The 25,332-nt window shown below is 62.7% G+C and carries 24 protein-coding genes; 10 read left to right on the top strand and 14 right to left on the bottom strand.

Translation table 11 applies throughout. From position 1 onward, the window contains the following. Window positions 1-121 precede the first annotated feature (121 nt). The 5 genes from QO231_RS17595 to QO231_RS17615 are packed head-to-tail and all read left to right on the top strand — an operon-like array spanning window position 122 to window position 5,561. Window positions 122-1,192 carry an L-idonate 5-dehydrogenase gene (locus tag QO231_RS17595; protein ID WP_316779378.1) on the top strand — a complete coding sequence of 357 codons (1,071 nt, stop codon included), beginning with the start codon at window positions 122-124 and terminating at the stop codon, window positions 1,190-1,192. Continuing rightward, window positions 1,179-1,919 carry an SDR family oxidoreductase gene (locus QO231_RS17600; RefSeq protein WP_316779382.1) on the top strand — a complete coding sequence of 247 codons (741 nt, stop codon included), beginning with the start codon at window positions 1,179-1,181 and terminating at the stop codon, window positions 1,917-1,919. Before QO231_RS17595 ends, QO231_RS17600 begins: the two co-directional genes overlap by 14 nt. A gap of 30 nt (window positions 1,920-1,949) precedes the next feature. After that, the gene (locus QO231_RS17605) at window positions 1,950-3,737 is read left to right on the top strand and encodes an IlvD/Edd family dehydratase (protein WP_316779385.1); all 1,788 of its coding nucleotides are present in this window, start codon (window positions 1,950-1,952) and stop codon (window positions 3,735-3,737) included. Between the two features lie 14 nt (window positions 3,738-3,751). Further along, window positions 3,752-4,600: a fumarylacetoacetate hydrolase family protein gene (locus QO231_RS17610; protein WP_316779387.1), complete on the top strand. Its 849-nt coding sequence runs from the start codon at window positions 3,752-3,754 to the stop codon at window positions 4,598-4,600. A 1-nt stretch (window position 4,601) separates the two neighbouring features. Next, the gene (locus QO231_RS17615; protein ID WP_316779390.1) at window positions 4,602-5,561 is read left to right on the top strand and encodes a 2-hydroxyacid dehydrogenase; all 960 of its coding nucleotides are present in this window, start codon (window positions 4,602-4,604) and stop codon (window positions 5,559-5,561) included. Window positions 5,562-5,586: 25 nt separating this feature from the next. Here QO231_RS17615 and QO231_RS17620 read toward each other — a convergent pair whose 3' ends face one another. The 4 genes from QO231_RS17620 to QO231_RS17635 are packed head-to-tail and all read right to left on the bottom strand — an operon-like array spanning window position 5,587 to window position 9,717. Further along, on the bottom strand, window positions 5,587-7,692 hold the full coding sequence (locus tag QO231_RS17620; RefSeq protein WP_316779393.1) for a molybdopterin-binding protein: 2,106 nt from the start codon (window positions 7,690-7,692) through the stop codon (window positions 5,587-5,589). Further along, window positions 7,689-8,180, bottom strand: a complete 492-nt coding sequence (gene mobB, locus QO231_RS17625) for a molybdopterin-guanine dinucleotide biosynthesis protein B (protein WP_316779396.1) — start codon at window positions 8,178-8,180, stop codon at window positions 7,689-7,691. Before mobB ends, QO231_RS17620 begins: the two co-directional genes overlap by 4 nt. Then, entirely contained in the window at window positions 8,177-8,797 is a 621-nt protein-coding gene (gene mobA / locus QO231_RS17630; protein ID WP_316779399.1) for a molybdenum cofactor guanylyltransferase MobA, read from the bottom strand. The genes mobB and mobA overlap by 4 nt, the downstream gene beginning before the upstream one ends. Then, on the bottom strand, window positions 8,794-9,717 hold the full coding sequence (locus QO231_RS17635; RefSeq protein ID WP_316779402.1) for a formate dehydrogenase accessory sulfurtransferase FdhD: 924 nt from the start codon (window positions 9,715-9,717) through the stop codon (window positions 8,794-8,796). The genes mobA and QO231_RS17635 overlap by 4 nt, the downstream gene beginning before the upstream one ends. Window positions 9,718-9,733: 16 nt before the next feature. Between QO231_RS17635 and QO231_RS17640 the strand changes: the two genes are divergently transcribed. Beyond that, window positions 9,734-10,450 (top strand): AzlC family ABC transporter permease, encoded by a 717-nt coding sequence (locus QO231_RS17640; RefSeq protein ID WP_316779405.1) that lies wholly within the window; start codon window positions 9,734-9,736, stop codon window positions 10,448-10,450. After that, window positions 10,441-10,776: an AzlD domain-containing protein gene (locus QO231_RS17645; RefSeq protein WP_316779407.1), complete on the top strand. Its 336-nt coding sequence runs from the start codon at window positions 10,441-10,443 to the stop codon at window positions 10,774-10,776. Before QO231_RS17640 ends, QO231_RS17645 begins: the two co-directional genes overlap by 10 nt. Here the strand turns inward: QO231_RS17645 and QO231_RS17650 are convergent. The 7 genes from QO231_RS17650 to QO231_RS17680 form a co-directional block, all read right to left on the bottom strand. After that, window positions 10,765-11,373 carry a hypothetical protein gene (locus QO231_RS17650; RefSeq protein ID WP_316779410.1) on the bottom strand — a complete coding sequence of 203 codons (609 nt, stop codon included), beginning with the start codon at window positions 11,371-11,373 and terminating at the stop codon, window positions 10,765-10,767. The genes QO231_RS17645 and QO231_RS17650 overlap by 12 nt on opposite strands. 15 nt (window positions 11,374-11,388) lie before the next feature. Then, window positions 11,389-11,523, bottom strand: a complete 135-nt coding sequence (locus tag QO231_RS17655; RefSeq protein WP_316779413.1) for an aa3-type cytochrome c oxidase subunit IV — start codon at window positions 11,521-11,523, stop codon at window positions 11,389-11,391. 93 nt (window positions 11,524-11,616) lie between these two features. After that, the gene (locus tag QO231_RS17660) at window positions 11,617-12,198 is read right to left on the bottom strand and encodes a hypothetical protein (RefSeq protein WP_316779415.1); all 582 of its coding nucleotides are present in this window, start codon (window positions 12,196-12,198) and stop codon (window positions 11,617-11,619) included. Further along, window positions 12,185-14,029 (bottom strand): glycerophosphodiester phosphodiesterase, encoded by a 1,845-nt coding sequence (locus tag QO231_RS17665; RefSeq protein ID WP_316779417.1) that lies wholly within the window; start codon window positions 14,027-14,029, stop codon window positions 12,185-12,187. The genes QO231_RS17660 and QO231_RS17665 overlap by 14 nt, the downstream gene beginning before the upstream one ends. 74 nt (window positions 14,030-14,103) lie before the next feature. Beyond that, the gene (locus QO231_RS17670; RefSeq protein ID WP_316779420.1) at window positions 14,104-14,556 is read right to left on the bottom strand and encodes a DUF6173 family protein; all 453 of its coding nucleotides are present in this window, start codon (window positions 14,554-14,556) and stop codon (window positions 14,104-14,106) included. Continuing rightward, window positions 14,549-15,607 carry an MBL fold metallo-hydrolase gene (locus tag QO231_RS17675; protein ID WP_316779423.1) on the bottom strand — a complete coding sequence of 353 codons (1,059 nt, stop codon included), beginning with the start codon at window positions 15,605-15,607 and terminating at the stop codon, window positions 14,549-14,551. The genes QO231_RS17670 and QO231_RS17675 overlap by 8 nt, the downstream gene beginning before the upstream one ends. 2 nt (window positions 15,608-15,609) lie before the next feature. Next, window positions 15,610-17,313 (bottom strand): acyl-CoA dehydrogenase, encoded by a 1,704-nt coding sequence (locus QO231_RS17680; protein WP_316779426.1) that lies wholly within the window; start codon window positions 17,311-17,313, stop codon window positions 15,610-15,612. A gap of 124 nt (window positions 17,314-17,437) precedes the next feature. Here QO231_RS17680 and QO231_RS17685 point away from each other — a divergent pair, with 124 nt between their 5' ends. After that, complete coding sequence (locus QO231_RS17685) at window positions 17,438-18,391, top strand: L-threonylcarbamoyladenylate synthase (protein WP_316779730.1); 954 nt, start codon at window positions 17,438-17,440, stop codon at window positions 18,389-18,391. A 110-nt stretch (window positions 18,392-18,501) separates the two neighbouring features. Here QO231_RS17685 and QO231_RS17690 read toward each other — a convergent pair whose 3' ends face one another. Then, window positions 18,502-19,056 (bottom strand): YqgE/AlgH family protein, encoded by a 555-nt coding sequence (locus QO231_RS17690; RefSeq protein ID WP_316779427.1) that lies wholly within the window; start codon window positions 19,054-19,056, stop codon window positions 18,502-18,504. A 156-nt stretch (window positions 19,057-19,212) separates the two neighbouring features. On the opposite strand from QO231_RS17690, the gene QO231_RS17695 reads away from it, so the two are divergent. Next, the gene (locus QO231_RS17695; protein ID WP_316779429.1) at window positions 19,213-20,028 is read left to right on the top strand and encodes a protein-disulfide reductase DsbD domain-containing protein; all 816 of its coding nucleotides are present in this window, start codon (window positions 19,213-19,215) and stop codon (window positions 20,026-20,028) included. Next, a complete protein-coding gene (locus QO231_RS17700; RefSeq protein ID WP_316779433.1) occupies window positions 20,009-20,455 on the top strand; it encodes an NUDIX hydrolase in 447 nt (148 codons plus the stop codon). The genes QO231_RS17695 and QO231_RS17700 overlap by 20 nt, the downstream gene beginning before the upstream one ends. Here QO231_RS17700 and QO231_RS17705 read toward each other — a convergent pair. Next, window positions 20,431-23,823: an efflux RND transporter permease subunit gene (locus QO231_RS17705; protein ID WP_316779436.1), complete on the bottom strand. Its 3,393-nt coding sequence runs from the start codon at window positions 23,821-23,823 to the stop codon at window positions 20,431-20,433. The genes QO231_RS17700 and QO231_RS17705 overlap by 25 nt on opposite strands. Window positions 23,824-23,829: 6 nt before the next feature. Next, window positions 23,830-25,284 (bottom strand): efflux RND transporter periplasmic adaptor subunit, encoded by a 1,455-nt coding sequence (locus QO231_RS17710; protein ID WP_316779438.1) that lies wholly within the window; start codon window positions 25,282-25,284, stop codon window positions 23,830-23,832. Window positions 25,285-25,332 lie beyond the last annotated feature (48 nt).

A 25,332-nucleotide genomic window follows, 5' to 3' on the forward strand; every position in this document is an offset into this window, starting at 1 on the left:
ACGCTCTCTCCCCAAAGCTCTGGCGCCGGTGACCCGACGGAACTGGACCCTAGTATTTTGAATCGCTTTCGACTAGGCCATTAAAAAACGGCGCGTTTCAGGGCCGGTTCTGGGAGAAAAAATGAAGGCTGTGGTCATCCACGCGGCAGAGGATTTACGCGTAGAAACATGTGCTTCCGATCCGGTCCTAACAGGACAGGTTAAGGTGCGCATCGAAGCTGGTGGTATTTGCGGCTCGGACCTCCATTACTATCACGACGGTGGTTTCGGGGCCGTCCGGCTGCGCGAACCGATGATCCTCGGACATGAAATTTCCGGAACCATTGCCGAAGTCGGAGAGGGCGTCACCGGTCTGGCAGCAGGCGACCGGGTCGCCGTTTCACCCAGCCGCCCGTGCCATGCCTGCGGTTATTGCGAGCGGGACCTCTTCAACCATTGTCTGAACATGCGGTTTTACGGCAGCGCCATGCCGATGCCCCATATCCAGGGCGCATTTCGCGAAGAACTGGTGGCGGATGCCAGTCAATGTCATGTGATCGCGCCGGAGGTTCCGGCCGAACTTGCCGCCTTTGCCGAACCGCTGTCCGTTGCCCTGCACGCGCTGAACCGCGCCGGGGACATCGCGGGCAAGCGTGTCCTGATTACCGGTTGCGGCCCGATCGGGGCACTGGCGGTGCTCGCGGCCAAATCGCGCGGCGCGGCGCTGGTCGTTGTCACCGACGTGATCGATCACGTGCTGAACATCGCAAAATCCACGGGTGCCGATCGCGCGATCAACGTCGCCGAAAACAGTGACTGGATCGAGGACTTTCGCGCCGACGAGACCGGTTTTGACGTGATGATCGAGGCATCGGGCAATCAACACGCCCTGCGCAGCGGGCTTGAGGTTCTGCGCCGTCGCTCGGTCCTGGTACAGGTTGGACTTGGCGGCGACGCATCATTGCCATTGAACCTGTTGGTTTCAAAGGAAATTGACCTGCGCGGTGCCTTCCGGTTCCACGCGGAATTCACCGATGCCGTCGCCCTGATCAACGCCGGCACGCTGGATCTGCAAGCGCTTCTCAGCGCGCGTTTTCCCCTGGCGCGGGCCAGACAGGCCTTTGAATTGGCAGGCGACCGGACCCGCGCAATGAAGGTGCAGATAGATTTCAATTCACCCCCGCACAACGAGGCAACGGATGGCACGACTTGACAGCAAACGCGCATTGATAACGGCAGCAGGCCAGGGCATCGGCAAAGCCTCTGCGCTGGCCATGGCCGCCGAAGGTGCGCAGGTCTTTGCAACTGATATCAACCCCGACACGCTGGCCGCCCTCGCGGACGAGGCGGACGGGCAGATCGAAACCTTTGCCATGGACGTGCTGAACGCAGAGTCGGTCGCAGAGGGAATCGCCCGCGCGAAACCTGACGTGCTGTTCAATTGCGCCGGTTTCGTCCATGCCGGATCGATCCTCGACGCCACCGACGACGATCTGGATTTCGCGCTGAATCTCAATGTCAAATCCATGTTCCGCACCATTCGCGCTGCACTTCCCGGTATGCTTGAACGCGGCGGCGGGTCGATCATCAACATGTCGTCGGCCTGTTCCTCGGTCATCGGCGCGCCGAACCGTTTTGTCTATGGCACCACCAAGGCGGCGGTGATCGGGCTGACCAAATCGGTCGCCATCGAATACATCACCCGCGGCATCCGCTGTAATGCCATCTGCCCCGGTACTGTCGAAAGCCCGTCGCTGCACGACCGGCTGCGCGCCACCGGTGATTATGACAAGGCGATGAAGGATTTCATCGCGCGCCAGCCCATGGGCCGGATCGCCAAGGCCGAAGAAATCGCAGCACTCGTGGTGTATCTCGCCAGCGACGAAAGCGGATTTACCACCGGCCAGCCCCACATCATCGACGGTGGCTGGTCCGGCTGACCCCTAAACCTCACGCAAGGAGAGCGCCTCATGTCGGACAAGAAACCTCCGCTCCGGTCGCAAAAATGGTTCAACAACCCGGACGACCCGGAAATGACCGCGCTCTATCTTGAGCGATATCTGAACTACGGCCTCACCCGCGAGGAACTGCAATCAGGCAAGCCGATCATCGGCATCGCCCAGACCGGCAGCGATCTCAGCCCCTGCAACCGGCACCATATCGAATTGTCCAAACGCGTCCGTGACGGGGTCATTTCCGCAGGCGGCACGGTGATCGAAATCCCGGTGCATCCGATTCAGGAAACCGGAAAACGTCCTACTGCAATGCTTGATCGCAACCTCGCCTATCTGTCGCTGGTGGAAACGCTGTATGGCTACCCGATTGACGGCGTCGTGCTGAACATCGGTTGCGACAAGACCACGCCCGCCCTCTTGATGGCGGCGGCGACAGTGAACATTCCGGCGATTGCGCTGTCGGTCGGCCCGATGCTGAACGGCTGGTACCGGGGCGAGCGCACCGGATCGGGCACGATCGTCTGGAAGGCGCGTGAACTGCTCGCTGCGGGCGAAATCGACGACGACGGCTTTCTCGAACTGGTTTCTTCTTCGGCCACCTCGGTCGGCTATTGCAACACCATGGGCACCGCCAGCACGATGAACTCGCTGGCCGAAGCGCTTGGCATGCAACTCCCCGGCTCTGCCGCCATTCCCGCGGCCTACCGAAAGCGCGGTCAGATCAGCTATGAAACCGGCAAGCGAGTCGTGCAGATGGTGCATGATGATCTGCGGCCAACCGACATCATGACCCGCGAAGCCTTTGAAAACGCGGTGGTTGTCAATTCGGCCATCGGGGGATCGACCAATGCGCCGATTCACCTGAACGCCATCGCCCGCCACCTGGGTGTGGAGCTGGACAATGACGACTGGCAGCGGCTTGGCCACAAGGTTCCGTTGCTGGTTAACCTGCAACCGGCGGGCGCCTATCTGGGCGAAGACTATTTCCACGCGGGCGGCGTCCCTGCCGTGATCGGCGGATTGCTGGGTGCGGGCCTCTTGCCGCATCCCGACGTGATCACCGCGAATGGCAAGACGATGGCCGAGAACTGTGGCGACAAGCGCACTGAAACCCCGGACGTGATCAAACCGATCGCCGAGCCGATGACCAAGGAGGCCGGATTCATCAACCTGTCGGGCAACCTCTTTGACAGCGCGATCATGAAAACCAGCGTAATTTCCGAGGAATTCCGCGACCGCTATCTCTCCAACCCCGATGACCCGGATGCTTTCGAAGGCCGGGCAGTCGTCTTTGACGGGCCAGAGGATTTTCACAAGCGGATCGACGATGAAAGCCTCGCGATCGACGAACACTGTGTGCTGATCATGCGCGGCGCAGGCCCTATCGGCTATCCCGGCGGGGCCGAGGTCGTGAACATGCGCCCGCCCGCCTATCTGCTCAAGCGTGGCATCCATGCGCTGCCCTGCGTCGGTGATGGCCGCCAGTCGGGCACCTCCGGCAGCCCTTCGATTCTCAACGCCTCGCCCGAAGCCGCCGATGGCGGTGGGCTGGCGCTGGTCGCGACCGGCGACCGCATCCGCATAGACCTGCGCGCCTTCACTGCCAACATGCTGGTGGAAGACGCAGAGCTTGAACGCCGCCGCAACGCCCTGCCCGACCGCCCCTTCGCGCCGCCCAGCCAGTCACCCTGGCAGGACATATTCCGCGAAAAGGTCCGTCCCTTCTCGGAAGGCATGGTGCTGGATGGCGCGACAGATTTCCAAGACATCGCGCGAAAATCGACCCCGCGCGACAATCACTGACAGGAGACGACGATATGAAACTGGTACGTTACGGTGAGCGCGGCGCAGAAAAACCCGGCCTCATCGACGGCGGCGGCACGCTGCGCGACCTGTCCGGCCAGGTGGCCGACATCGCGGGTACAACGCTGGATGACGCCACGCTCGACAAATTGCGCGCGCTTGATGCCGCCAGCCTGCCAGCGGTTTCGGGCGACCCACGGCTGGGCCCCTGCGTTGGCAATATCGGCAAGTTTCTCTGCATCGGGCTGAACTACTCCGACCACGCCGCCGAAACCGGCGCGGACATTCCCGAACACCCGATCCTGTTCTTCAAGGCCAACTCGGCCGTCGTGGGCCCCAACGACAACGTCAGTATGCCACGCGGATCGACCCATACCGACTGGGAAGTGGAATTGGGCGTGGTGATCGGCAAGACCGCGAAATATGTCAGCGAGACCGATGCGCTCGATCATGTCGCCGGCTATTGCGTGGTCAACGATGTGTCAGAGCGGTATTTTCAGACACAGTTGACCGGCCAGTGGACCAAGGGCAAATCCTGCGACACGTTCGGGCCGACCGGTCCCTGGCTGGTGACCCGCGACGAGGTTCCAAACCCGCAGGCGCTCGACATGTGGCTGGACGTGAACGGTGAGCGCAGGCAGACCGGCAACACCAGCACCATGATCTTCACCGTGGCGCAGATCATCGAGCATCTCTCGGGCCTGATGACCCTTCATCCGGGTGACGTGATCTCGACCGGCACGCCTCCGGGTGTCGGTATGGGGATGAAGCCGGAGCCGGTATACCTGAAATCCGGCGACCGGATGGATGTCTGGATCGAGGGTCTCGGCCAGCAGACCCAGACCGTGACCGAGGACAGCTGATATGACCGGCAAACCCGACCTCCTGATGATCGGCTCGGTCACCGACCGAATGATGGCCCGACTCACAGCCGAATTCACCGTCCACCCGCTCTTTGATCAGCCCGACGAGGCCAGGTTTCTGGCCGATCACGGCGCGGCGATCAGCGCCGTTCTGACCAACGGCCATGACGGGCTGCGCCCCGACCTGATGGCGGCGCTGCCGAACCTGAAAATCGTGTCGAGCTATGGCGTCGGCTATGACGCCATCGATGCAACTGCGGCGGCAGAACGCGGCATCGTCGTCACGCACACGCCTAACGTGCTGAATGACGAAGTCGCCAATACCGCCTTGCTCCTCTGGTTCGCGGTCAGCCGCCGCTTGGTGCCAAACGATGCCTATGTTCGCGCCGGACGCTGGGAGAACGAAGGCAACACCCCGCTGACCCATTCCGTTCAGAGCCGCATGGTTGGCATTGTCGGACTGGGTCGCATCGGGCAGGCGATCGCCGACCGGCTCGCCGTCTTTGACAGCACCGTGCTCTATCATGCCCGCAGCCCCAAGAACGTCAGCTATCGCTACTATGCCAACCTGACCGAGATGGCCGCCGACAGCGATGTTCTGATCTGCATCACACCGGGCGGTCCCGAGACCAAACACCTGATCAACAAGCCGGTGATAGACGCGCTTGGTCCCGACGGCATTCTGGTCAATGTCTCGCGCGGCTCCGTGGTAGACGAAACCGCGATGGTCGAGGCCTTGAAAGACGGTCGTCTTGGCGGGGCGGGCCTTGACGTGTTCGATCAGGAACCGCGTGTCCCGGCGGATCTCCTCGCAATGGATAACGTCGTCCTGCAACCCCATGTGGGCAGCGCGACGCATGAAACCCGGCAGGCAATGGGTGATCTGACCTGTGATAACCTCAGTCAATGGCTGAAGGACGGCACCACGGTCACCCCGGTGCCAGAGTGTCAGACCCTCTGAAACCGGCATGGGCTCTGGCAACGAGCTAGAGACCGAACCCACCATAGGGAATGAAACGCACGGTATCGCCGGGGCGAATGTGGCGCGCGCCATCGCCAATCTCGACCAGCCCATCGGCCCAACTCAGCCCGCTGATCCGACCCGACCCTTCCGAGGCAAACACCTCGGCCCGACCGTCGCGCATCCGCGCGCGCAGATATTCCCGCCGCCCCGGTTTCTTGCGCTTTTCGAATGCGGCGGGCACATCAAACCCTTGCGGTTCGCGCCACGCAGCCCCCGCCAGAAGGCTCATGGCAGGACGCGCAAAGACCAATGTACAGACCATCGCCGCGACCGGGTTTCCCGGCAGCCCGAACACCGGCACCCCATGCCACAGACCAAGCGCCAAAGGCCGCCCCGGCTTGATCGCGATCCGCCATTCCTGCATCGCGCCCGCCTGTTGCAGCAGGGCCGACACATGGTCCTCATCCCCCGCCGAAGCGCCACCGCTGGTCAGGATGACATCCGCCGATTTTGCCGCCGCATCGAGCTGGTCGCGCAGCGCCTCGCGATCATCGGCGACCCGACCCAAATCTACCGGATCAAACCCGAATGCCCGCGCCATTGACAAGAGCATGGGTCGGTTTGCATCGAATATCTGCTCCGCGGCCACCGCCTCTCCCGGCTCGACAAGCTCGTCGCCCGTTGACAGCACCGCCACCCGCAGTCGTTTGCGAACCGGCACGTGCGCAACACCCACCGCCGACATCAATGCCAGATCCACCGCTGTAATCTCTCGACCCGCGCGCAGCGCCACGTCGCCCGCGACCACATCCTCGCCCGCCTTGCGCGTATTCGCACCGGATTTCAGTGGCCCCCGAAAGGCGATCTGACGGCCATCACAGGTCACATCCTCTTCGAGAATTACCGTATCCACACCGCCCGGAACCGCCGCACCGGTCAGGATGCGGATTGCATGGCCTGCGGGCACGATCCCATCAAACGGCACCCCGGCGGCGGCCCGGCCTTCGATCAGGGGCAGCACATGCGGTCCTTCAAGCGCACCGCCGGCAAAGCCATAGCCATCCACCGCCGAATTCGGCAGTGGCGGGTTGGATCGCGCGGCGATCACGTCCTGTGCCAACACACGGCCAGACGCATCCTGCAGAGGTATGGTTTCGGTGCGGGTCACTGGCCTCAGCCTCGTGCGCAGCATGTCCAGCGCATCCTCAACCGGCGTCCATGCGACACCGGCAGGCAAGGCAAAGCAATCATTGCGCAGAGGGGGAGGTGCGATTGGCGTGCTGGCCGCCTTCATCAACCGTTCTTCGTGACCCAACCCCATGATCCATCCTTCCTCTGGCGCATCCACAGCCAACAGTTCCCCAAGGGTCGCGGGGTCCAGCCGTGACAATGCGCGGACCAGCAACCTCACCTGCGCCGCATCCCGCAATTCGCCATTGGCCTCGGCCTGCTTGACCGCCGGATTGATCAGCCCCGGCCAGATTTCGACCAATGCAACCGGCGTATCAAGCGGCTCAAACGGCCAGACGGCAACGGTCTCAGAAAATTGCCGACGCAACCGTGCCAGCACCGGCACCCCCATCAGGACCTGCGAGCCGACTGCGCCGGCACCGGACAATTGCCAGCAACTGAAACTGCCCTTGGCAAGCGTCTCACAGGCCCGCCGTTCAGCGAAGTCATTCGCATAGTTCGCCTTGTTGCGCGGCAAACCGTCGATATCGCGTCGCAAGCCATTACCCCAGAACGGCCCACGCCCGTTCCCGATCCTGCGATTGATCTCGCCCGCAAGGTCAAACCGGTTGTTGCCCTTCGGCGCATCTTCGATACGTGACTCGATCCAATCCCACAGGGCCAAGGGATCATCATTTCCGGTGAGAGCACGGCAGAATCCTGCGGAATAGCCGAATGGAAAATCGAACCCGATCAAAAGGCGCCGCCCCGCCGCAATTTCTGTCTCGACTAGATCGCGCAGCCAATCTTCCGCCACCTGACGATTGCGCTGATACACTGGTCCCTCTACCTGACCGTCGCGCGCGATACAGGCCCAGATCGCATCCTTTTTCGCTGTTGGACCCCGGTCATTTCCACCGGACCAATCCACGACCACAAAGGTATCAAACCGGCTCACAGGCCCACCTCGGAAAGGACAAAATCGGCGATCCCGGCCGTGTCATCAAGATCGAACACCGGGCAATCCATCTCGAGCGGCACGTTGCTCGCCACCGCGCGGATGGTCGTGTCTTCACTGGCAATCAGCCCCTGACCCGCTTCGGCCCTATGCGTTTCGATCTTGGCATGGCCCTCGCGCTTGTATCCTTCGATCAGCACCAGATCGACCGGCGACAAGCGTGCCAGCAACGTCTCCATCCTCGGCTCGTCCGCACCCCGCAATTCGTGCATCAGCGCCCAGCGTTTGCCCGAACCCAGAAACACCTCCTGCGCCCCGGCAACCCGATGGCGATGGCTGTCCCGGCCCGGCTGATCAATGTCAAACGCATGATGCGCGTGTTTCAGCGTGGAAACCGTGAAACCTCGCCCGGTAATCTCTGCAACCAACCGCTCGACCAACCCGGTCTTGCCGGTGTTCTTCCAGCCGACGATCCCGTAAACTCTCACGCCGCGCCCTTTCGCATCCGCTCCGCCGCGGCCAGATCATCCGGCGTATTGACGTTGAAGAACGGGTCGACATCGCTGACCGGAAACACCGCCTCGCGCGCGCGATGCCGGTCGGTCCAAAGCACCACCTTGCGCAAGCCATCATTCAGCGCCGTGCGCAGATCGTCGCGCAACGACACAGGCCACAGCCCGAATGTCGGGTGTCGCAACTGACCGCGCTTTGCATCAGGGGTCGCGGCCAGAACCAGCGGCGCATCCATTCCCCGAGCGGTTTCTTGCAATCGCGTGACGAGATCACCGGGAAAGAACGGCGTATCCGCCGCCGCTGTTACAATGCTGTCCGCGCCCTGTGTCGCGGCCCAGTCGAGCCCGGCCAGAACCCCGGCCAATGGCCCTGCGTACCCCGTGATACTGTCCGCCAACACCGGCAGGCCAAAATCGTCAAACCGCGCAGCATCGCCGTTGGCGTTCAATGCCAGGCCGGTCACCTGCGGCGCCAGCCGGTCGATGACCCGCGACAGCAAGGGCCGTCCACCCAGCATCAGCAACCCCTTGTCGCCGCCGCCCATCCGGGTCGCCAGCCCACCGGCAAGGATCACGCCCAGCGGGCCGCTCATGCCTCTGAACTCTTTCTGCGATGTTTGCGCTCTTCCACCGGTACCGAGGCCGGATCGACATCCCGCAACAACCGCTCATCACCGGCAAGGCACACAAATCGCTGACCGCGCATGCGTCCGATCAGCGTCAGCCCCACCTGTTGCGCGATCTCGACCCCCCATGCAGTAAACCCGGACCGCGAGGCCAGCACCGGAATTCCCATCATCGCAGTCTTGATCACCATTTCCGAGGTCAGCCGACCGGTGGTGTAGAGGATCTTGTCCTCGGCCCCCGTGCCCGTTTGCAGCATCCAGCCGGCGATCTTGTCGACCGCGTTATGCCGGCCCACGTCCTCCATGTAGACCAGAGGCCGATCCTCGTGGCACAGCACCGTGCCATGGATCGCCCCGGCCTGCAGGTACAGCGACGGGGTCCGGTTGATCGTCGCCGCCAGCGCATATAGCCAACTCGTGCGCACCGGCGTTACGGGCAGGCGCACATCCTCGAGCCCTTCCATCATGTCTCCAAAGACGGTACCAACCGCACAACCCGAGGTACGGGTCTTTTTCTTCAGCTTGTCTTCGTAACTCGTCTGCCGTTCGGTCCGCACGACGACGGTCTCCAGATCATCATCGTAATCGACCCCGTTGATCCGGTCATCCGGGAGCAACATCCCCTGATTGCGCAGGAACCCCAACGCCAGATATTCGGGATAGTCGCCGATGGTCATCGCCGTCACGATCTCCTGCGCGTTCAGAAAGATCGTCAGCGGGCGCTCTTCCACCACGTTGATCCGGCTGATTTCACCAGTCTGGTCAACGCCTTCGACGGCACGCGTTAACCGCGCGGCCGAAGGGTCGGGCGCGATGATATAGTCCGCGATGTCCAGTTCCTTGGCCAATTGCAAACCTCCGCATTCGCCGCTAGTGCAGTCGGGCATAGTCTAGGGTCAACGCATGCCGTCCACCACCGCGAAATCGTACTTCTGGAAAGGGATAAGGGACAGCAGCCCCTTCATCTTCGTCGCCGCGCCGTTCGGGCTCCTGTTTGGGGTTCTGGCCACCGAGGCGGGATTGAAGCTGGTTGAAACAATGACGTTCACGATGACGGTCTTTGCCGGGGCCGCGCAGTTCGCGGCGCTGCAACTGATGCAGGAAAACGCACCGACCCTTATCGTGCTGGCCTCGGCCCTCGCCGTGAACCTGAGGGTGGCGATGTACTCTGCCGCGTTGACCCCCTATCTGGGGGCCGCGCCGCTGTGGCAGCGGGCGTTGGTTGCCTATTTCACCGTCGATCAATCCTATGCCCTGTCCGTTGTACAGTTCGAGACCGATCAGGACATGGCCCTGCCCGAAAGAGTTGCCTATTTCGCCGGAACCTGCGCGCTGATTGCGCCCTTCTGGTACTGCGCGACACTGGTCGGGGCGGTCATGGGGGCCCGTATTCCCGAGAGTTGGGCATTGGATTTTGCGCTGCCCATCGCGTTTCTGGCGATGATTGCGCCGATGCTGCGCACCCCCGCGCATATGGTTGCGGCCGTGGTGTCGATCGTCACCGCCATCGCGGCAGCCGGGTTGCCTTACAATTCCGGATTGCTGGTCGCCGGACTTGCCGCGATGATGGCCGGGGCACGCACCGAAGCCTGGCTCGAACGGCGCGGGCTATGGACATGAGCCCCGATCCCGTCACCCTCTGGACCGTCATCATCGGGCTCGCCATTGGCAGCTTTGCCCTGCGGTTTGTCTTTATCGGGTTGGTTGGAAACCGGCCGCTGCCGCCTTGGCTGCTACGCCACCTGCGCTATACGGCGGTGGCGATCTTGCCCGCGCTGGTCACGCCGCTGGTCATCTGGCCTGCGGCGACCGGCGGTGTACCCGATCTGCCGCGCATGGCGGCGGCGGCCTCGACCATCGCAATCGGCCTGCTGACCAAGAACGTGATTGCCGCCATCTTTGCAGGCGCAGGCACGCTCTACGGGTTGCTCTATCTACTGGGTTAGCGGTTTGACGCCTTCATCCAGCGCCTTTTGCAGGTCCGGATCATCGTCTTCGTAATACCGCGTGGTGGTGACGCCGGGAATTTGCCCGAACTGCTCCATCAGCTTGTTCGGGGACATCACGCTTCTGATCGATCCAAACCCGGGCACCTGCGACAACAGTTCCGAGGTGGCGGAGGAGCAGAATGCGTCATTCACCGGCCCGGCCTGCAGTGCAAGCTGATAGGCGGTCTGTGCCTGCGTCGCCGAAACGTCAATCGTCTGGCTGACGACGTGATAGGTGCTGCGTGCATGGGCGCTGCGATAGCCCTTTTCCATGCCCGGCGTAATTCCAAAGAGCACGTCATGCCGTTCCGGCGTCGCCTCGGAAAAGAACGAACCGGCAGGATCAAAGATCACCCGTTCCGACGCGTTGATCAGCAATCCGGTATGCGCGCCGCTGCCCGTGCGGTTGTTGATCATCGTATAGAGGGTCAGCGAAGGTGGACCGGAATGGCGGTAGGACGCGCGCGCGACAACATCATCGGCCGCATAGACGCGCGGCTTGGAACAACCCGCCACCACAAGGATCAAGGCCAGACAGGCGAATACAATTTTCATGTGCAAGGGTCGGGATCAGCGCGCAAAGATCGCCAGAAACACCAGGAACGCGAGGATGCAGATCACGGACCAGGTGGTGAACCGCATGAAACCCTCAAACGTTTTGGTCTGAACTTCGATGTCCATCTCGCCGTGCTTGTATTCCGCCATCTTTGAAATCCTGTTCGCGTTGCGTTGCCATTATCTACCGCATTCGCAAATCCCTGTCACCGCGTCAACCAGACACGGCAGTGCAATTCTACGTCAGTCAAACCCGCCAAGCTCTAGAATCGAGCAATCAGGCCAGCCATAGCCCCATCGCCAGGGCAAACCGGAACAAGGTCCGCCGCCGAATCGCACCGCCAGGTACATGCTCTCGGCGATCACAGAATAGGCCTGTTCGACCGTCTCGACAGCCACCTCGTAATGGTCAGCAACCTGGGCTTTGCGGCTCTCTCCCGTATCCACTACACAGCTGCGCAGCGCCGCATCCGCCTGCAACCGTGCATCATAGCTGGCCCTTGCCGTCCGCGCGCCCGCGATCGCGTGATAGGCGCGGTCATGGATCACGCAACAGGCCTCCCACGGCGGTGCCTCTTTATGAACGGCGGCAAAGTCCGGGAGTTGCGAAGACACCAGACGCCAGACCCCGGACAGCCCACCGCTGCACCCGTCGGTCTCAAACGGGGCCAGCGTGGTGCCGTCTTTGCCGATCCGTGCGATCAGCGCCCGATGCGCAGGCAGTTCCAGCGCACGTCCAATCCCGTCGCTTTCGCCGTCGTCACTCTGGGCAACGACACTGCCAGGCAAGATCAACGCCAGCGCAAGCGCCTTACGGAGATGCATCGCGATACTCCTTTGCAGGGATCGACAGGCCCAGTTCTTCGGACATCCAAAGCACCAACCGCTCCGGCGTGCTCAGCCCCGCCCGAATGGCGAGCACCTGTCGCGCCAGCGCCGGTTCGTCGGTGATCAGCCCGTTTGCTCCCATCGAGATCATCTTGGACATCTCCAGCGGGTCATTGACGGTCCAGACATAGAGGTCCTTGCCCGCCTCCTGAATGCTGTTAGTCAGCCACGGGGTCGCCCGGCTCATGCTCAATGCAACAAAATCGCCATCCAGACCGGCCATGTTGCCAACCGCTGTCGCCGCCAGAACACCGGTCCGCCAATCGGGTTCCAGCTTCAGCATCTTTTTCACCGCCGGGTATTTCAGCGACATTGTAGCGATCTCGCCCACCATCCCGGTTTCCTTGACGACCCCGATAACCCGGTTCTCCAGATCCTCGTCATGACCGTAATACTTCAACTCGATCAGAACCTTTGATCGCCCCTTCGCAAGCTCCAGCACGTCGCGCAGCAACGGCGTCCGTTGATCGGCATAGGCCGGATCGAACCAACCGCCGATGTCGATATCAGCAAGCTCTTCCAGAGTTGCATCCCAGATTTTCAGATTGACGCCTGACAATTTCATATAGTCGCTGTCATGTATGACCACGACCTGCCCGTCGGCGGTTTCCTGGACATCGATTTCAACCCAGTCGGCACCTTCTTCAAGCGCCTTTTCCATAGAGGCCAGGGTGTTCTCGGGCCGGCTGCCCGCTGCACCGCGATGCGCTATGATCTCGACATCGTCCTCTGTAGAAATCTCGTCCAGCAGCGCTGCCGCCGACCAGAACCCAAGCGCCACGAGGGCTGCAAGTCCGGCGCCGATCCATTTCAACCGCAGCCGCAACCCGCCCGCTGCGCGCGCCGGCGCTGTCTCCAGCCGCACATCCTTGGTGACGAACCCGTTGATCACATGGGCAAGCGCCCCCAAGGCGAGGGCCGATACGGCAGTATTCGCAAGACCCCAGATTGTCACCAAAGCAAGCGTCAAAGCCAACGCCAAACGCAATCCACCTTCCACGCGCAACGGCATGAGATGCAGGATGCCGGTCGCGATCATGCCGACGCCCGTTACAAGAACGATGCGTACGGCCAGCCAGATCACCACTTCACGCTGCAACCGGAACCGTCGTCCCGACATGCGGGTCGCGCTTTCCGCAAAGGCCCGGCGTGGCGTAACGTCCTCAAACAGCACCAAATGCAGCGCCAAAGCCCAGCCGGTCAATGTGATCAGCAACAGCACAACAAGCGCCAGGACAATAAGGCCGATCACTCCGCCAGCAATCCACGCCTCGGGTGGCATTTCGGTCAGGTAATAGTTGATATCGTAATCCGACAGCAGCAGCCATGCCACCAGCAGCCCGGCCAGCACGAAGGGCAGCGCCATCACCAGTACCCGCAACACAAACAGCACCGCAAAGGCAATCAGAGGCCTTATCCGTCGGACGACCGCAAGCAGCGCGGCACGAGCGCTCGCAAGCCGGTCGGTCCCGCCCGCGCGCCATAGTGCCGCCATCAGAGCAAAGCCCAGAACCTCGACCAGTAGGACCAACGCCAGCACGGCTACGGCGGCAATGAACCCCGCCGGTGTCAGCAGAAACCCGGCAATGTCCTGATCGGTCAGCGCCGATTGATCCGACAGCGACACGGCGAGGTTAAGCAGCAATCCCAGCAGAGGGGCCAGCACGGCATAGATCGCCAACCGCAATCCCAGATAGAGTCCGATGATGACAGGTCCGCGCGACAATGCGGCCTTATAGGCGGCGATTGAGGTGGCTAGGGCCGACATGGGCGCAATGCTCCTTCAGCGTGCGGAACTCTCGCGCCATAGAACGCCACTCACCACCCTGACACAAGGGCGACTCAGGTCTTTTCCAGTTCCGCCGCCAGCCGAAACCCAATCCGATTTGCCGGGACATCCGCACTCGGTTTCGGCAAGGCGCGCAGCATCACACTCAACTGGCTCACATGCTGGATCAGCTGGGTCCGGACACCGGAGGCGTCGCTGCCGTAGAACGTCACGATATCAGGGTCATAGAACCCCAGCCCCTCGATTCGCAAAACCCCGGCACCGCCGCCGACAAAGCCCATGGCGACTTCGTGCTCATTGTCCAGCTGCTCCTCGAAATTACGGATGTACATGATCAGCCGCTCATAGGCCCATTGCGCCGCGCTCTTGCCCGCCACCGGCTCTTTCAGGCGATCCGGTACACACTCCGGCCCCGGACAATTCTCCGGGTTGGCATGCACCTCGTGCATCCGGGGGAACACATCGCCCTCGATCACCTCGGCCGTTGTCTTGATATCCTCATCCATCTGAACCTGCCCGTATCTGATACATCCACGCGCCGTCGTCGCCGCGGCTGCGGCCGACCAGACCCGCGTGATAAAGATGGTTCACATGTGCCACGGCTTCAACCAGTGCCAGCCCATATTCGCCCGCTCCGATCGGCCGTTTGAACAGCGTTGGAAAACAGGCCGCCGCCGGATGCGGTGTTTCGAGGAACTCCTGCAGGCGGCGCAACGCCCCGTGATGGTTCTCGATCAGTTGCTGCAACCGGAACGGCAACCCGGTAAAGGGCATCTTGTGCCCCCCGAGAACCAACTGATCCTCGCGCGCCAGCGGCCGGAACCGCTCGCAGGCCTCCAGCCAGCCCGCAAGCGGGTCGGCCTCAGGTTCGGTGGCGTAGACTCCGATATTGGGGCTGATCGAACACAGGATCTGATCGCCGGAAATCACAAGGTTGTCATCCTGACTCCAGAATGTCGCATGTTCCGGCGCGTGCCCGTTGCCGATATGAACCTCCCAGTTGCGCCCGCCCATTCGGATCGTGTCGCCCTGTTTCACCCGCGTGAACCCCAACGGCATCGGTGCGACGATATCGGCGTAGTTGAAGGGCTTTTCCTGTGCCCGTTGCGCGAGAAGATCCGCATCCATTCCGGCGCTGCGCCAGAATTCCAGCGTTTCCGGTGGTGGCCGCTGCTGATCGTCGAGAGACAGCATCCGTGCAAACAGCCAGCTGGTCCGGGTCGACACCAGTTCTGCCCCATGCGCGCTCTGAAACCATCCGGCGAGGCCGACATGATCCGGGTGATGATGCGTGATGATCACGCGATGCACCGGCTTTCCCGCCAACGGGCCGGCCATGAGATCGCCCCAGATGCCTCGGGTCAGCTTGCTGTCGAAACCGCTGTCGATAATGGTCCAGCCATCTCCGTCATCCAGCGCGTAGACATTCACATGATCGAGCTTCATTGGCAGCGACAGGCGCATCCACAGTACGCCCTCTGCGACGTCGATGGCCTGCCCACGCTCTGGCGGTTTCTGCCACGGATAGCGGATTCCCGGCGTTGGGACGCCATCCATGCTCACGCGCTCAACTCGTCTGTGTCCAGCGCATAGAGATCCGCTGCCCCGGCTTGCGCCTGAACCAGCAGCCCCAGGTGTTCCGGCAGCATCCGCGTGATGTAGCAGCGCGCCAATTTCTCCCGTGCTCCGCCCTGATCGGCCATTGCTGCCGCCAGGTGAAAATGTCCGCCCAGAACCCGCGCAAAGGCGCGAAGATAGGGCACTGCACCAGCAAACCGGTCATTCATGTCGGATTGCGACACCAGCCATTCTGTCGCCTCGCGCAGGGATTCCGTGGCCTGCCACACTGCCTCGGCCATCTCCGGGAACGCCCCCCGAGCGCCTTCCGCATGCGCCTCGATCTCGTCCAGAAGCCGCGCCGCCGCCTCGCCACCATCCATCATCTTGCGCGCCACGAGATCCATCGCCTGGATGCCGTTGGTCCCCTCGTAGATCGCCGTCACCCGCACATCGCGGTAATACTGCGCAGCACCGGTTTCTTCGATGAAGCCCATGCCGCCATGCACCTGCACGCCAGTCTCGGCAATCTCGATACCCACGTCGGTGCCGAAGGCCTTGGCAATCGGCGTCAGCAGCGCGGCGCGTGCCGCCCATTCCTCATCCCCCGTCGCTGTTTGCATGTCGATTGCAACGGCACAGGCCAGCATGATGGCACGTGCGGCAAACAGATCGGCCTTCATTGTCGTGAGCATCCGGCGCACATCCGCGTGATCGATGATCGTGCCGCTTGGGGTCCTGCCCTGTTTGCGCTCCAGCGCATAGGCCAGTGCGTGCTGATAGGCCCCTTCGGCGGCCCCAATGCCCTGCCCGCCAACGCCCAGCCGCGCGTTGTTCATCATCGTGAACATCGCCGCCATGCCGCCATGTTCCTCGCCGACCAGCCAGCCGGTCGCGCCGTCATACTGCATCACGCAGGTCGGGCTGCCATGCAGACCCATCTTGTGCTCAAGGCTCACCACCTTGAGACTGTTGGCAACACCTGCATTGCCGTTGTCATCCGGCAACCGCTTGGGCACCAGGAACAGGCTGATCCCCTTGGTCCCCGGCACCCCATCCGGCAGCCGCGCCAGCACGAGGTGACAGACATTCTCGGCGAAATCATTGTCGCCCCAGCTGATAAAGATCTTCTGACCAGTCACGGCATAGGTGCCATCGCGGTTTGGTTCGGCCTTGGAACTCAGCGCGCCCACATCCGAGCCGGCCTGCGGTTCGGTCAGGTTCATCGTCCCAGCCCATTCGCCGCTGATCAGTTTGGGCAGGTACAAATCCTTGATCGCATCGCTGGCGTGATGATCCAGCGCCTCGATCTGTCCCTGGCTCATCAACGGTGCAAGCTGAAGCGACAGGCAGGCCGCACTCATCATTTCGTTGACACTGGTGGTGAGGGTCATCGGCAGGCCCATGCCGCCGTACTCCGGGTTTGCGCTCATCCCGATCCAGCCACCTTCGGCAATCGCGCGCCAGCCATCCGCGAACCCCGGTGAGGTGCGCAACACGCCGTTTTCCAGGTGAGCGGGATGCAGGTCGCCGTTACGCTGCAAGGGGGCCATCACCTCTTCGCACATCTTGCCCGCCTCGGTCAGGATCGCACTCACCATATCGGGGCTGGCCTCGTCGAAACGCGCTGTCCCGGCCACCCGATCAAAGCCGACGACGTTGTCAAACAGGAATTCGTAATCTTGAACGGGCGCTCGATAGGACATGACGGACCTCTTGAAATGGTTGGTGGCGGGCTTGGCATTGGCGCGTGCCGCCACTATGGGACGGGGTAGACCCCATTGCAAACCAGTGCGCCCGCTTGCGCAACCAGAACGCCGCGTCACGGATATGCCCCAAAAGCCGACACTGACTCTGACCGCTTCACCTGCCGACCTCGCGCGGGCGGCGGATTTGCTGGCACAGGGTGAGCCCGTCGCCTTTCCAACAGAGACGGTTTACGGGCTGGGCGGGGATGCGCGATCCGGCCCTGCTGTTGCACGGGTTTACGCGGCCAAGGGCCGACCGGCCTTCAACCCGCTGATTGCACATGTCCCGGACATTGAAACCGCGCGGCGCCTCGTCAGATGGTCCCACATGGCCGACCGGCTGGCACAGGCGTTCTGGCCAGGTCCCCTGACACTGGTTCTGCCCCTGCGCGACGGTCACGGCATTGCGTCTCTGGTCACCGCTGGTCTTGACACGCTCGCCGTTCGCGTGCCCGCCCACCCGACGGCACAGGCGTTGCTGCACGCCTTTGGTGGGCCGCTCGCGGCTCCTTCGGCCAACCCCTCCGGGCGAATCAGCCCAACGGCTGCGGCCCATGTCCTCGCCGGCTTGAACGGGCGCATCGGCGCCGTGATCGACGACGGTGCCTGCGCCGTCGGGCTGGAATCCACGATTGTCGGGCTTGCGAACGACACGCCACGACTGCTTCGTCCCGGGGGGCTCCCGGCAGAGCCGATCGAGGCCGCTCTTGGACGGGAACTGCTGCGACATGCCGCGTCCGATGACCTCACCGCACCCGGTCAACTGCTGTCGCATTATGCCCCGAAGCACGCGGTCAGGCTGAACGCCGACACATCGTGCCCCGGTGAGGCCTTTCTCGGCTTTGGCGACGTCGCCTGTGATCTCAACCTCTCGCAGAACGGGGATCTGACCGAAGCCGCGGCCAATCTGTTTGACTGTCTGCATCTGCTGGATCGGGGCGAACGTCCCATTGCGGTCGCGCCGATCCCCGATCATGGCCTTGGGGTGGCGATCAACGACCGGCTCCGCCGCGCCGCCGCGCCGCGCGACGCGTAGTTCCCCGGCGTTTCACTATCGGTTGGCTGCGGATGAGGGGCGCTGCCCCTCAAACTCCCCGGAGTACTTTCACAAAGATGAAAACCAGACGAGCGGGTCTGGCCTTGTGGTCAGGCGTGCCCGGCGCTTGCCGAAAGGCTCACCGGATCTACACCCAAGGTCTGCAATGCCGCGCCCCATTTCTCGGCATCGGCAAGATCAAACACGAGGTCCGCATCCGCTTCTGCGGTCAGCCAGCCGTTCATGGCAATCTCGCCTTCCAACTGGCCCGGGCCCCAACCGGCATAACCCAGAAGCATCAGCCCCCGTTTCGGCCCGCTGCCCGTGGCAATGTCTTCGAGTATGTCCAACGTCGCAGTCATGCTGAATTCGTCGGAGACCGCAAGGGACTGCAGATTCGACTGGTAGTCCGGCGAGTGCAGGACAAATCCGCGCGCGCTTTCGACCGGGCCGCCAAAATACACGGTCATGTCCTGTGCCGGCTGTTCTGGCGCGATGTCGAGCTGCTCCAGCAAATGTGACAGCCGCACGTCCTGAGCCGGCTTGTTCACGATCAGGCCCATCGCACCCTCGGCACTGTGGCTGCACAGGAAGATCACCGAGTGTTCAAAACGCAGGTCGCCCATTCCGGGCATCGCAATCAGCAGTTTTCCAGTCAGATCCATGTAGTGTCCAGCTGTCGTCCCATACGCGCCTCTGCCCTCAACATGGCCCTAGCCCCGTGCCGGCGCAAGAGTCTGTTCGCCCGATTTGCCGGGATGTCATGTAATTGACCGGAACGTGACTTGGCTTTGCACGCCGGAACGCGCATTTAGTGTGTCATGACTTCACGCGTGTTTCCCGTTCTGGCGCTCGCCGCCGCGCTTGCTCTTGCCGCACTTCCCCTGCGTGCGCAGGTCAAGGTGGACGAGCTGGTGCAGGCCGACATGCTCGACGGAGGTTTGACCAAGCGCGGTACCTATATGAGCGCGCTGAGGATTTCCCTGTCGGATGGGTGGAAGACCTACTGGCGCGCGCCCGGCGACGCCGGCATACCGCCGCAGTTTGACTGGGGTCGGTCGCAGAATCTTGGGCATATGGAGATCACATGGCCCACGCCGCATGTATTCGATCAGAATGGGATGCAGTCCATCGGCTACAAGACCCAGCTGGTCCTGCCAGTCGAGATTACCCCGGCGGACCCCACGCGTCCGGTGCGGTTGCGGGGCAAGGTCGAGGTCGGCATCTGCAAGGACATCTGTGTTCCCGGTACGCTGTCCGTCGATCATCAGCTCGATGCCAAGGCGGGCCGCAACCCGGCCATAGCCGCCGCAATGGCGCAACGCCCCTTCACCCGAAAGGAAGGCGGCGTCACCTCTTCCACCTGTCGACTCTCACCCGTCGACGGTGGGATGCGCCTAGAAGCGCGGATCGCGATGCCCTCGGCGGGAGGGCAAGAGGTTGCAGTGATAGAGCCGGGAAGCCCGCGGATATGGGCCTCGCAAACCCAGACGCGACGCGAAGGCGGGACACTTCTGGCGGTCAGCGACCTGTTTCCGGTGTCGGGTGGCCCTCTTGCGGTCGACCGCTCGGCGGTCCGCATCACGGTGCTGGGAAGGCGCCACGCGGTCGACATCCGTGGCTGTACGTCAGGGTAGCGTGACCAATCCGGTGCCAAGGCTCGGCGCCATTGCCGTGGTGATATCCGAGGGCCACGTCCTGCTGGCACAACGCAGAAATCCGCCGGATGCCGGGTTGTGGGGCTTTCCGGGCGGTCATGTGGAGTTGGGAGAAACCGCGCTCGCCGCCGCTGCGCGCGAATTGCTTGAGGAAACCGGTGTCATCGCGGCGCCAGTCGACTACATCACCAATATCGATGTGATCGGCCGGGATGCAGGCGGTCAGACCACGCTGCACTACCTGCTGGTTGCCGTGCTCTGTGATTATGTCAGCGGCACGCCCTGTGCGGCCGATGATGTCGAGGATGCCGCCTGGTTTCCATTTGAGCAGGTGCGGCGCGGCGATCTCCCGATGAGCGACCGCGTTGCCTCCGTCTTGAATCAGGCCATAGCCCTGCGCAGATAACCCAGCACCGCACCCAGCCAGACCAGCGCCACGATCAGCACGGCACCCGGCAGAAACGTCACCAGTGCTGCGCGCATCGGGGCCATGTCGCGCAGCGGCGGCACAAGATCGGCCAGCTGCGCAGGCAGCACGCCGGTTGCGGCCGTCATGCCAAGCGTCGCCGCCAACCAGCCCAGCAACAGCATTCCCGTGGCCCAGATCACCCCCTGCAATGGGCGAACCCGGCTGCGCAGGGCCCGGCGCAACGCTGCCAGCGGGCGGGCAATGTCCTGCTGTGCCGCCACCAGCGCTGGCACCACCAGCAGCACCAGAATCATACCAAATGCCAACCCGTAGACCAACGTGATCACCGTAGGCTTCAGGAACTGCGCCTGTTGGCTCTGTTCAAACAGCAAGGGCGCCAGCCCCAGAACGGTCGTCAGCGTGGTCAGCATCACCGGGCGTAGACGGTCCGTCGCACCCTCAATGATCGCTTGAAACAGTCCCCGTTCGCGGGCGTATTGGTCAATCGTCGTAACCAGCACGATGGAATCGTTGATAATGATTCCGGTCATCCCCAGCAAACCGACCACCGTGAACATGCTCAGCGGCACGCCCCATTGGTGATGCCCCCAGATCGTTCCAACAAGCCCGAACGGAATGATCGCCATGACCACCAGCGGTCGTGTCCAGCTCGCGAATACCCAGGCCAGCACGAGGTAAATTCCGGTCAGGCACAGGATCAGACCATTGCGTGCATCGGTGAGGAAATCGTTTTCCTGCTCGCTGAGCCCGGACAGGCGCCAGTCCACCTGCCGTTCACTGGCGATCCTGGGCAGAATCTCGGTTTCCAGTGCGATCTGGATTTCTGCAGCGCGGGCGGGGTCATCCTCGGCGATGTCGCCGGTTACGGAAATCAGCCGGATGCCATTTTCGCGCCGTACCGTGGAAAAGCCGGTGCGCTGCTGCACGCTGACCACATCCGACAGCGGCACATAGACACCACCCGGTGTGCGCATGTAGGTGCGCTCCAGAAAATCGGCGCTCAGTTCCCCTTCGGGCAGTTCCACGCGGATCGTTGCACTGCGCGGCCCGTCCGGATATGTCGCCGCCTCGATCCCGTTCAGCCGTGCCCGCAAGGCGCGCCCCAAGGTGTCGATCGTAAAGCCCAACGCCTGCCCTTTCGGCGTCAGATCAAGGATCAGTTCTTCCTTGTCATAGGCCAGATTATCCTCGACCGCTGACACTTCGGGATAGCGCAGCAGGGCCGCCTGCAAATCCTGGCTCGCAGCCTTCAGCGTCTGCACATCAGCGCCAAAGAACTGCACGTCCAGCGCATCGCCTCCCGGCCCCGACCGCCAACCGCGAAAAGAGATTACCTCGACAAGTGGATGGCGTCGCACCGAATCCTGTAACTCACCGACAAAGGCGAAACTTGAATAGGGACGCAAATCGGCGTCAATCAGTTCTATCGCGATTCCGCCCAGCAAATCGTTGTCCTTGATATCCGCGCCCGGCAGGCGTCGCCCGGAATTGCCGCCTGTTTCCGCCATCACATAGAGCAGCGGATTGGTGCCATAGCGCGCCTCGTAGTCCTCTCCCAGTGCCTCGGTTGCCCGCTGCATTTCACGCATCATGTCCAAGGTATCAGCGCGCGTGGCCCCCTCGACCATGGCGAAATTTCCGGTCACCGAACCACGCTCCGGCGCGTTGAAAAACCGCCATTGCACGTCGCCCCGGATGAACACCGCCACCTGGCTGGCCAGGATCGCCACCACCGCCGCCAGCACCACATACCGACCGGTGATCACCCATCCCATGAACGGGGCAAACAGGCGGTCCCGCACCCAACGAAACCCGCGATTGACCACGCGGTTGGGCCAGTCATACCAATGTTCTTTCGCCGAATGGGCGATGGCGTGCGACATGTGGTTGGGCAGAATCAGGAAACACTCGACCAGCGACGCCGCCAGAACCGCGATTACGGTGAACGGGATATCCTTGATCAGATCTCCGAACCGACCGCCAACTGCCGTCAGGCCGAAAAACGCGATCACTGTCGTCAATGTTGCGGCAAAGACCGGCATCGCCATGCGGCGTGCGGCATTTTCGGCCGCGACGACCGGGTGCTCTCCCAAGCGCCGCGATCTGAAGTCCGCGTGCTCGCCGACGACGATGGCATCATCCACCACGATCCCCAGCGTAATGATCAGGCCAAAGAGGCTGACCATATTGATGGTCAGCCCGCCGATGTACATCAACGCAATTGCGGCGCACATGGCCACCGGAATCCCCGCCGCCACCCAGAACGCCGTGCGCGCATTGAGGAACAGGAACAGCAGGCACACCACCAGCCCCAACCCCATGATGCCGTTATCCACCAGTATGTTCAGGCGTCCGCTGATCGCTTCGGCACGGGTGCGGATCAATTCGATCGAGACCCCGGCAGGCAAGCTCAGCAGCACGTCGGCGGCGACCTCTTCGACTTGCCTCTGAATGCCGATCGCATCGCCCTGATCCGATCGGTCCACACGAATTGACATGGCGGGATTGTCGCCCACAAAATAGCTGCGATTGCGGTCCACCCCCTCGACCCGAATGGTGGCAATATCCCCGACAGTCAGCGTGGACCCGTCGGCGTTTGAGCGCAGAACGATCCCGGAGATATCCTCGGGTGCACGCTTTTCAGTGCCCGTGCGCACACGTGCATTGGCCCCGGACACATCGCCCGCCGGATTGGTGTCGACCTCCGCCGCCACCGCTTCCGCGATCTCGGTCATGCTGATATCATTGGCGATCAGCTTGGCAGAGGGCACCTCGATCAGGGTTTGCGGCGCCGCGACGCCACGGATGGTGGTCCGTGTCACGCCGACCGCGAACAGGCGACTGACGAACTCGTCGGCAAAGAGAGCCAGCTGTCCGGCGCCGATTGGCCCGGTGATCACCACATCGGTTACCCGGTCGCGCCACGCCCCGCGCCGCACCGTCGGCTCTTCGGCCTCATCCGGCAGGGTCGTCACCGCGTCGACCGCCGCTTGCGTATCATCCGCCGCCCGTGACATGTCCCAGCCCGGCTCAAACTCCAGTTCGATGACCGCCATTCCCTCGCGCGATGACGAAGACGAGCTTTCGACACCATCCACCGCCAGCAGCGTCGGCTCGAGCACCTGCACGATGGCCCCGTCCACATCCTCGGGTCCGGCGCCTTCCCACTCGACGCTGACAGTCACTTCGTCGACGATCACGTCAGGAAAGAACTGCGCCCGCATGTTCGGAATCGCCGCCGCTCCCATGACCAGCATAACGAGCAGCAACAGATTCGCGACGGTCCGGTGCCGGGTGAAATAGGACAGTATGCCGCCTGCCGCCCTTGGTATCTCGCGCGCCATCCCGCGTTACCCGCCGCTGCGGGATTCGATCCGCTCGACCAGCCGGGAGGGGACACGGGTTTCTGACAACTGAGCAAGAACCCGTGCTTTCGCCTCTGCCGGCATCCGTTCGTTGGCTTCGATCACCGCCACCAGCCGCGCGCGGCGGTCATCGCTCAGCTCCAGCATTGCCTGTTCCGGTTCGGCCCGCGCCTCTTCACGCAAAGGTCGCACGCGAATACCCGCGCCCAGCAGCGGCGTGCGCCCGACCACGACCTCGCGCCCGGCCAACCCGGCACCGCGCACCAGGATGTCATCACCCTGCCGCCGCACCAGTTCGACCTGCAACGATTCGAGCCGGTCCTCGGGCCCGAGCACCAGCACAGTCTGTGCTACATCCAGCGCCGAAGCCGGCAACCGTGCGACGTTTTCGATCGGCGGTTCCTGCACCGATACGGTGACAAAATCTCCCGGTTTGAACCCCGGCGCACTGTCCAGCCCGGCAAAGATCATACGCCCGGATTGTCCTTCGCCTGCGATCGCGCTGTCGCGGCTGATCCGGCCCGGGGCCACCAACTCGGCACCGGTCACGTCCAATGATGCCGTGACATCTGCAGCGATCAGGTTGCCGGTTTCGTCCAGCAGCCGCGAATACTGTGCGGTCGACACCCGAAACGCCACTTCAAGCGCGTTCGGGTCCACCAGCGTTGCCAGCTTTTCGTTCGCCGAAACCAACCGACCCTCAACCAGGCTCACCTCGCTCAACGTGCCGTCAAAGGTCGCCCGCAAGGTGGTTTCCGCCAGATCCCGCTCGGCTGTCGCCACCATGATCCGAACGCGCGCCAGCGCGGTTGCGGCCTGATCCACCCGGGCCTCGGCCTGCGCCACGGCCTGACGCCGTGACAAGACCGCCTGCCGCGCCGATGCAGCGGCCAGTTCCGCAACCTCGACCGTCATCGCGGTGCCAACGCCGCGCTCCTGCAGGTCCGTCTGTCGTTCAAAGGCACGCTCGCGCAACTTGGCCTGATCCTGGGCTGCGACCAACTCGTCGCGGGCCAACAGCAGCACCCGCTCCGCATCGCGCTGCTCTGCCTCGGCATCCATCTGATCGCTGTGCAACCGATCCAGCGCTGCCTGTGCATCTGCCGGATCGATCTCGACCAGAACATCGCCGGTCCGTACTTCGCCACCTTCTTCGAAACTCGCGGCCAACGACACGATGCGCCCGGCCACAGCGGCGCGCAATTCAAGCATCCGGCGGCTCTGGACCTGCCCGAAGGCCTGCAACAACGGCGCGATGGTTTCGTTTCTTGCGGTGACAACGTTCACGGCGAACACCCGCTCCCGGGCTTGCGGCGTGTCCTTGTCGCCATTCATGCGCACCTGAACCGCCGACATCACCATGCTGACCGCATAGATCATCAACGCCAGCGTTACGGACGCCAGCAACAGGCCAACCAGACTTTGTCTCAAAAAGCGCATCACAAAACATCCTTGGGGCCGCGGTTACACCCATAGCATATCCTAGCG

The sequence above is a fragment of the Sedimentitalea todarodis genome (genome assembly GCF_032595355.1).
Lineage (GTDB): Bacteria > Pseudomonadota > Alphaproteobacteria > Rhodobacterales > Rhodobacteraceae > Sedimentitalea > Sedimentitalea todarodis.

Coding starts and splice junctions, on each gene's coding strand:
- QO231_RS17670 (WP_316779420.1), bottom strand. CDS start 14,556: ATGGATGAGGATATCAAGACAACGGCCGAGGTGATCGAGGGCGATGTG.
- QO231_RS17610 (WP_316779387.1), top strand. CDS start 3,752: ATGAAACTGGTACGTTACGGTGAGCGCGGCGCAGAAAAACCCGGCCTC.
- QO231_RS17690 (WP_316779427.1), bottom strand. CDS start 19,056: ATGGATCTGACTGGAAAACTGCTGATTGCGATGCCCGGAATGGGCGAC.
- QO231_RS17685 (WP_316779730.1), top strand. CDS start 17,438: ATGCCCCAAAAGCCGACACTGACTCTGACCGCTTCACCTGCCGACCTC.
- QO231_RS17665 (WP_316779417.1), bottom strand. CDS start 14,029: ATGTCGGCCCTAGCCACCTCAATCGCCGCCTATAAGGCCGCATTGTCG.
- mobA (WP_316779399.1), bottom strand. CDS start 8,797: ATGAGCGGCCCGCTGGGCGTGATCCTTGCCGGTGGGCTGGCGACCCGG.
- QO231_RS17675 (WP_316779423.1), bottom strand. CDS start 15,607: ATGGATGGCGTCCCAACGCCGGGAATCCGCTATCCGTGGCAGAAACCG.
- QO231_RS17655 (WP_316779413.1), bottom strand. CDS start 11,523: ATGGCGGAATACAAGCACGGCGAGATGGACATCGAAGTTCAGACCAAA.
- QO231_RS17710 (WP_316779438.1), bottom strand. CDS start 25,284: ATGCGCTTTTTGAGACAAAGTCTGGTTGGCCTGTTGCTGGCGTCCGTA.
- QO231_RS17600 (WP_316779382.1), top strand. CDS start 1,179: ATGGCACGACTTGACAGCAAACGCGCATTGATAACGGCAGCAGGCCAG.
- QO231_RS17605 (WP_316779385.1), top strand. CDS start 1,950: ATGTCGGACAAGAAACCTCCGCTCCGGTCGCAAAAATGGTTCAACAAC.
- QO231_RS17595 (WP_316779378.1), top strand. CDS start 122: ATGAAGGCTGTGGTCATCCACGCGGCAGAGGATTTACGCGTAGAAACA.
- QO231_RS17695 (WP_316779429.1), top strand. CDS start 19,213: ATGACTTCACGCGTGTTTCCCGTTCTGGCGCTCGCCGCCGCGCTTGCT.
- QO231_RS17705 (WP_316779436.1), bottom strand. CDS start 23,823: ATGGCGCGCGAGATACCAAGGGCGGCAGGCGGCATACTGTCCTATTTC.
- QO231_RS17635 (WP_316779402.1), bottom strand. CDS start 9,717: ATGCCCGACTGCACTAGCGGCGAATGCGGAGGTTTGCAATTGGCCAAG.
- QO231_RS17640 (WP_316779405.1), top strand. CDS start 9,734: ATGCCGTCCACCACCGCGAAATCGTACTTCTGGAAAGGGATAAGGGAC.
- QO231_RS17650 (WP_316779410.1), bottom strand. CDS start 11,373: ATGAAAATTGTATTCGCCTGTCTGGCCTTGATCCTTGTGGTGGCGGGT.
- QO231_RS17645 (WP_316779407.1), top strand. CDS start 10,441: ATGGACATGAGCCCCGATCCCGTCACCCTCTGGACCGTCATCATCGGG.
- QO231_RS17660 (WP_316779415.1), bottom strand. CDS start 12,198: ATGCATCTCCGTAAGGCGCTTGCGCTGGCGTTGATCTTGCCTGGCAGT.
- QO231_RS17615 (WP_316779390.1), top strand. CDS start 4,602: ATGACCGGCAAACCCGACCTCCTGATGATCGGCTCGGTCACCGACCGA.
- QO231_RS17680 (WP_316779426.1), bottom strand. CDS start 17,313: ATGTCCTATCGAGCGCCCGTTCAAGATTACGAATTCCTGTTTGACAAC.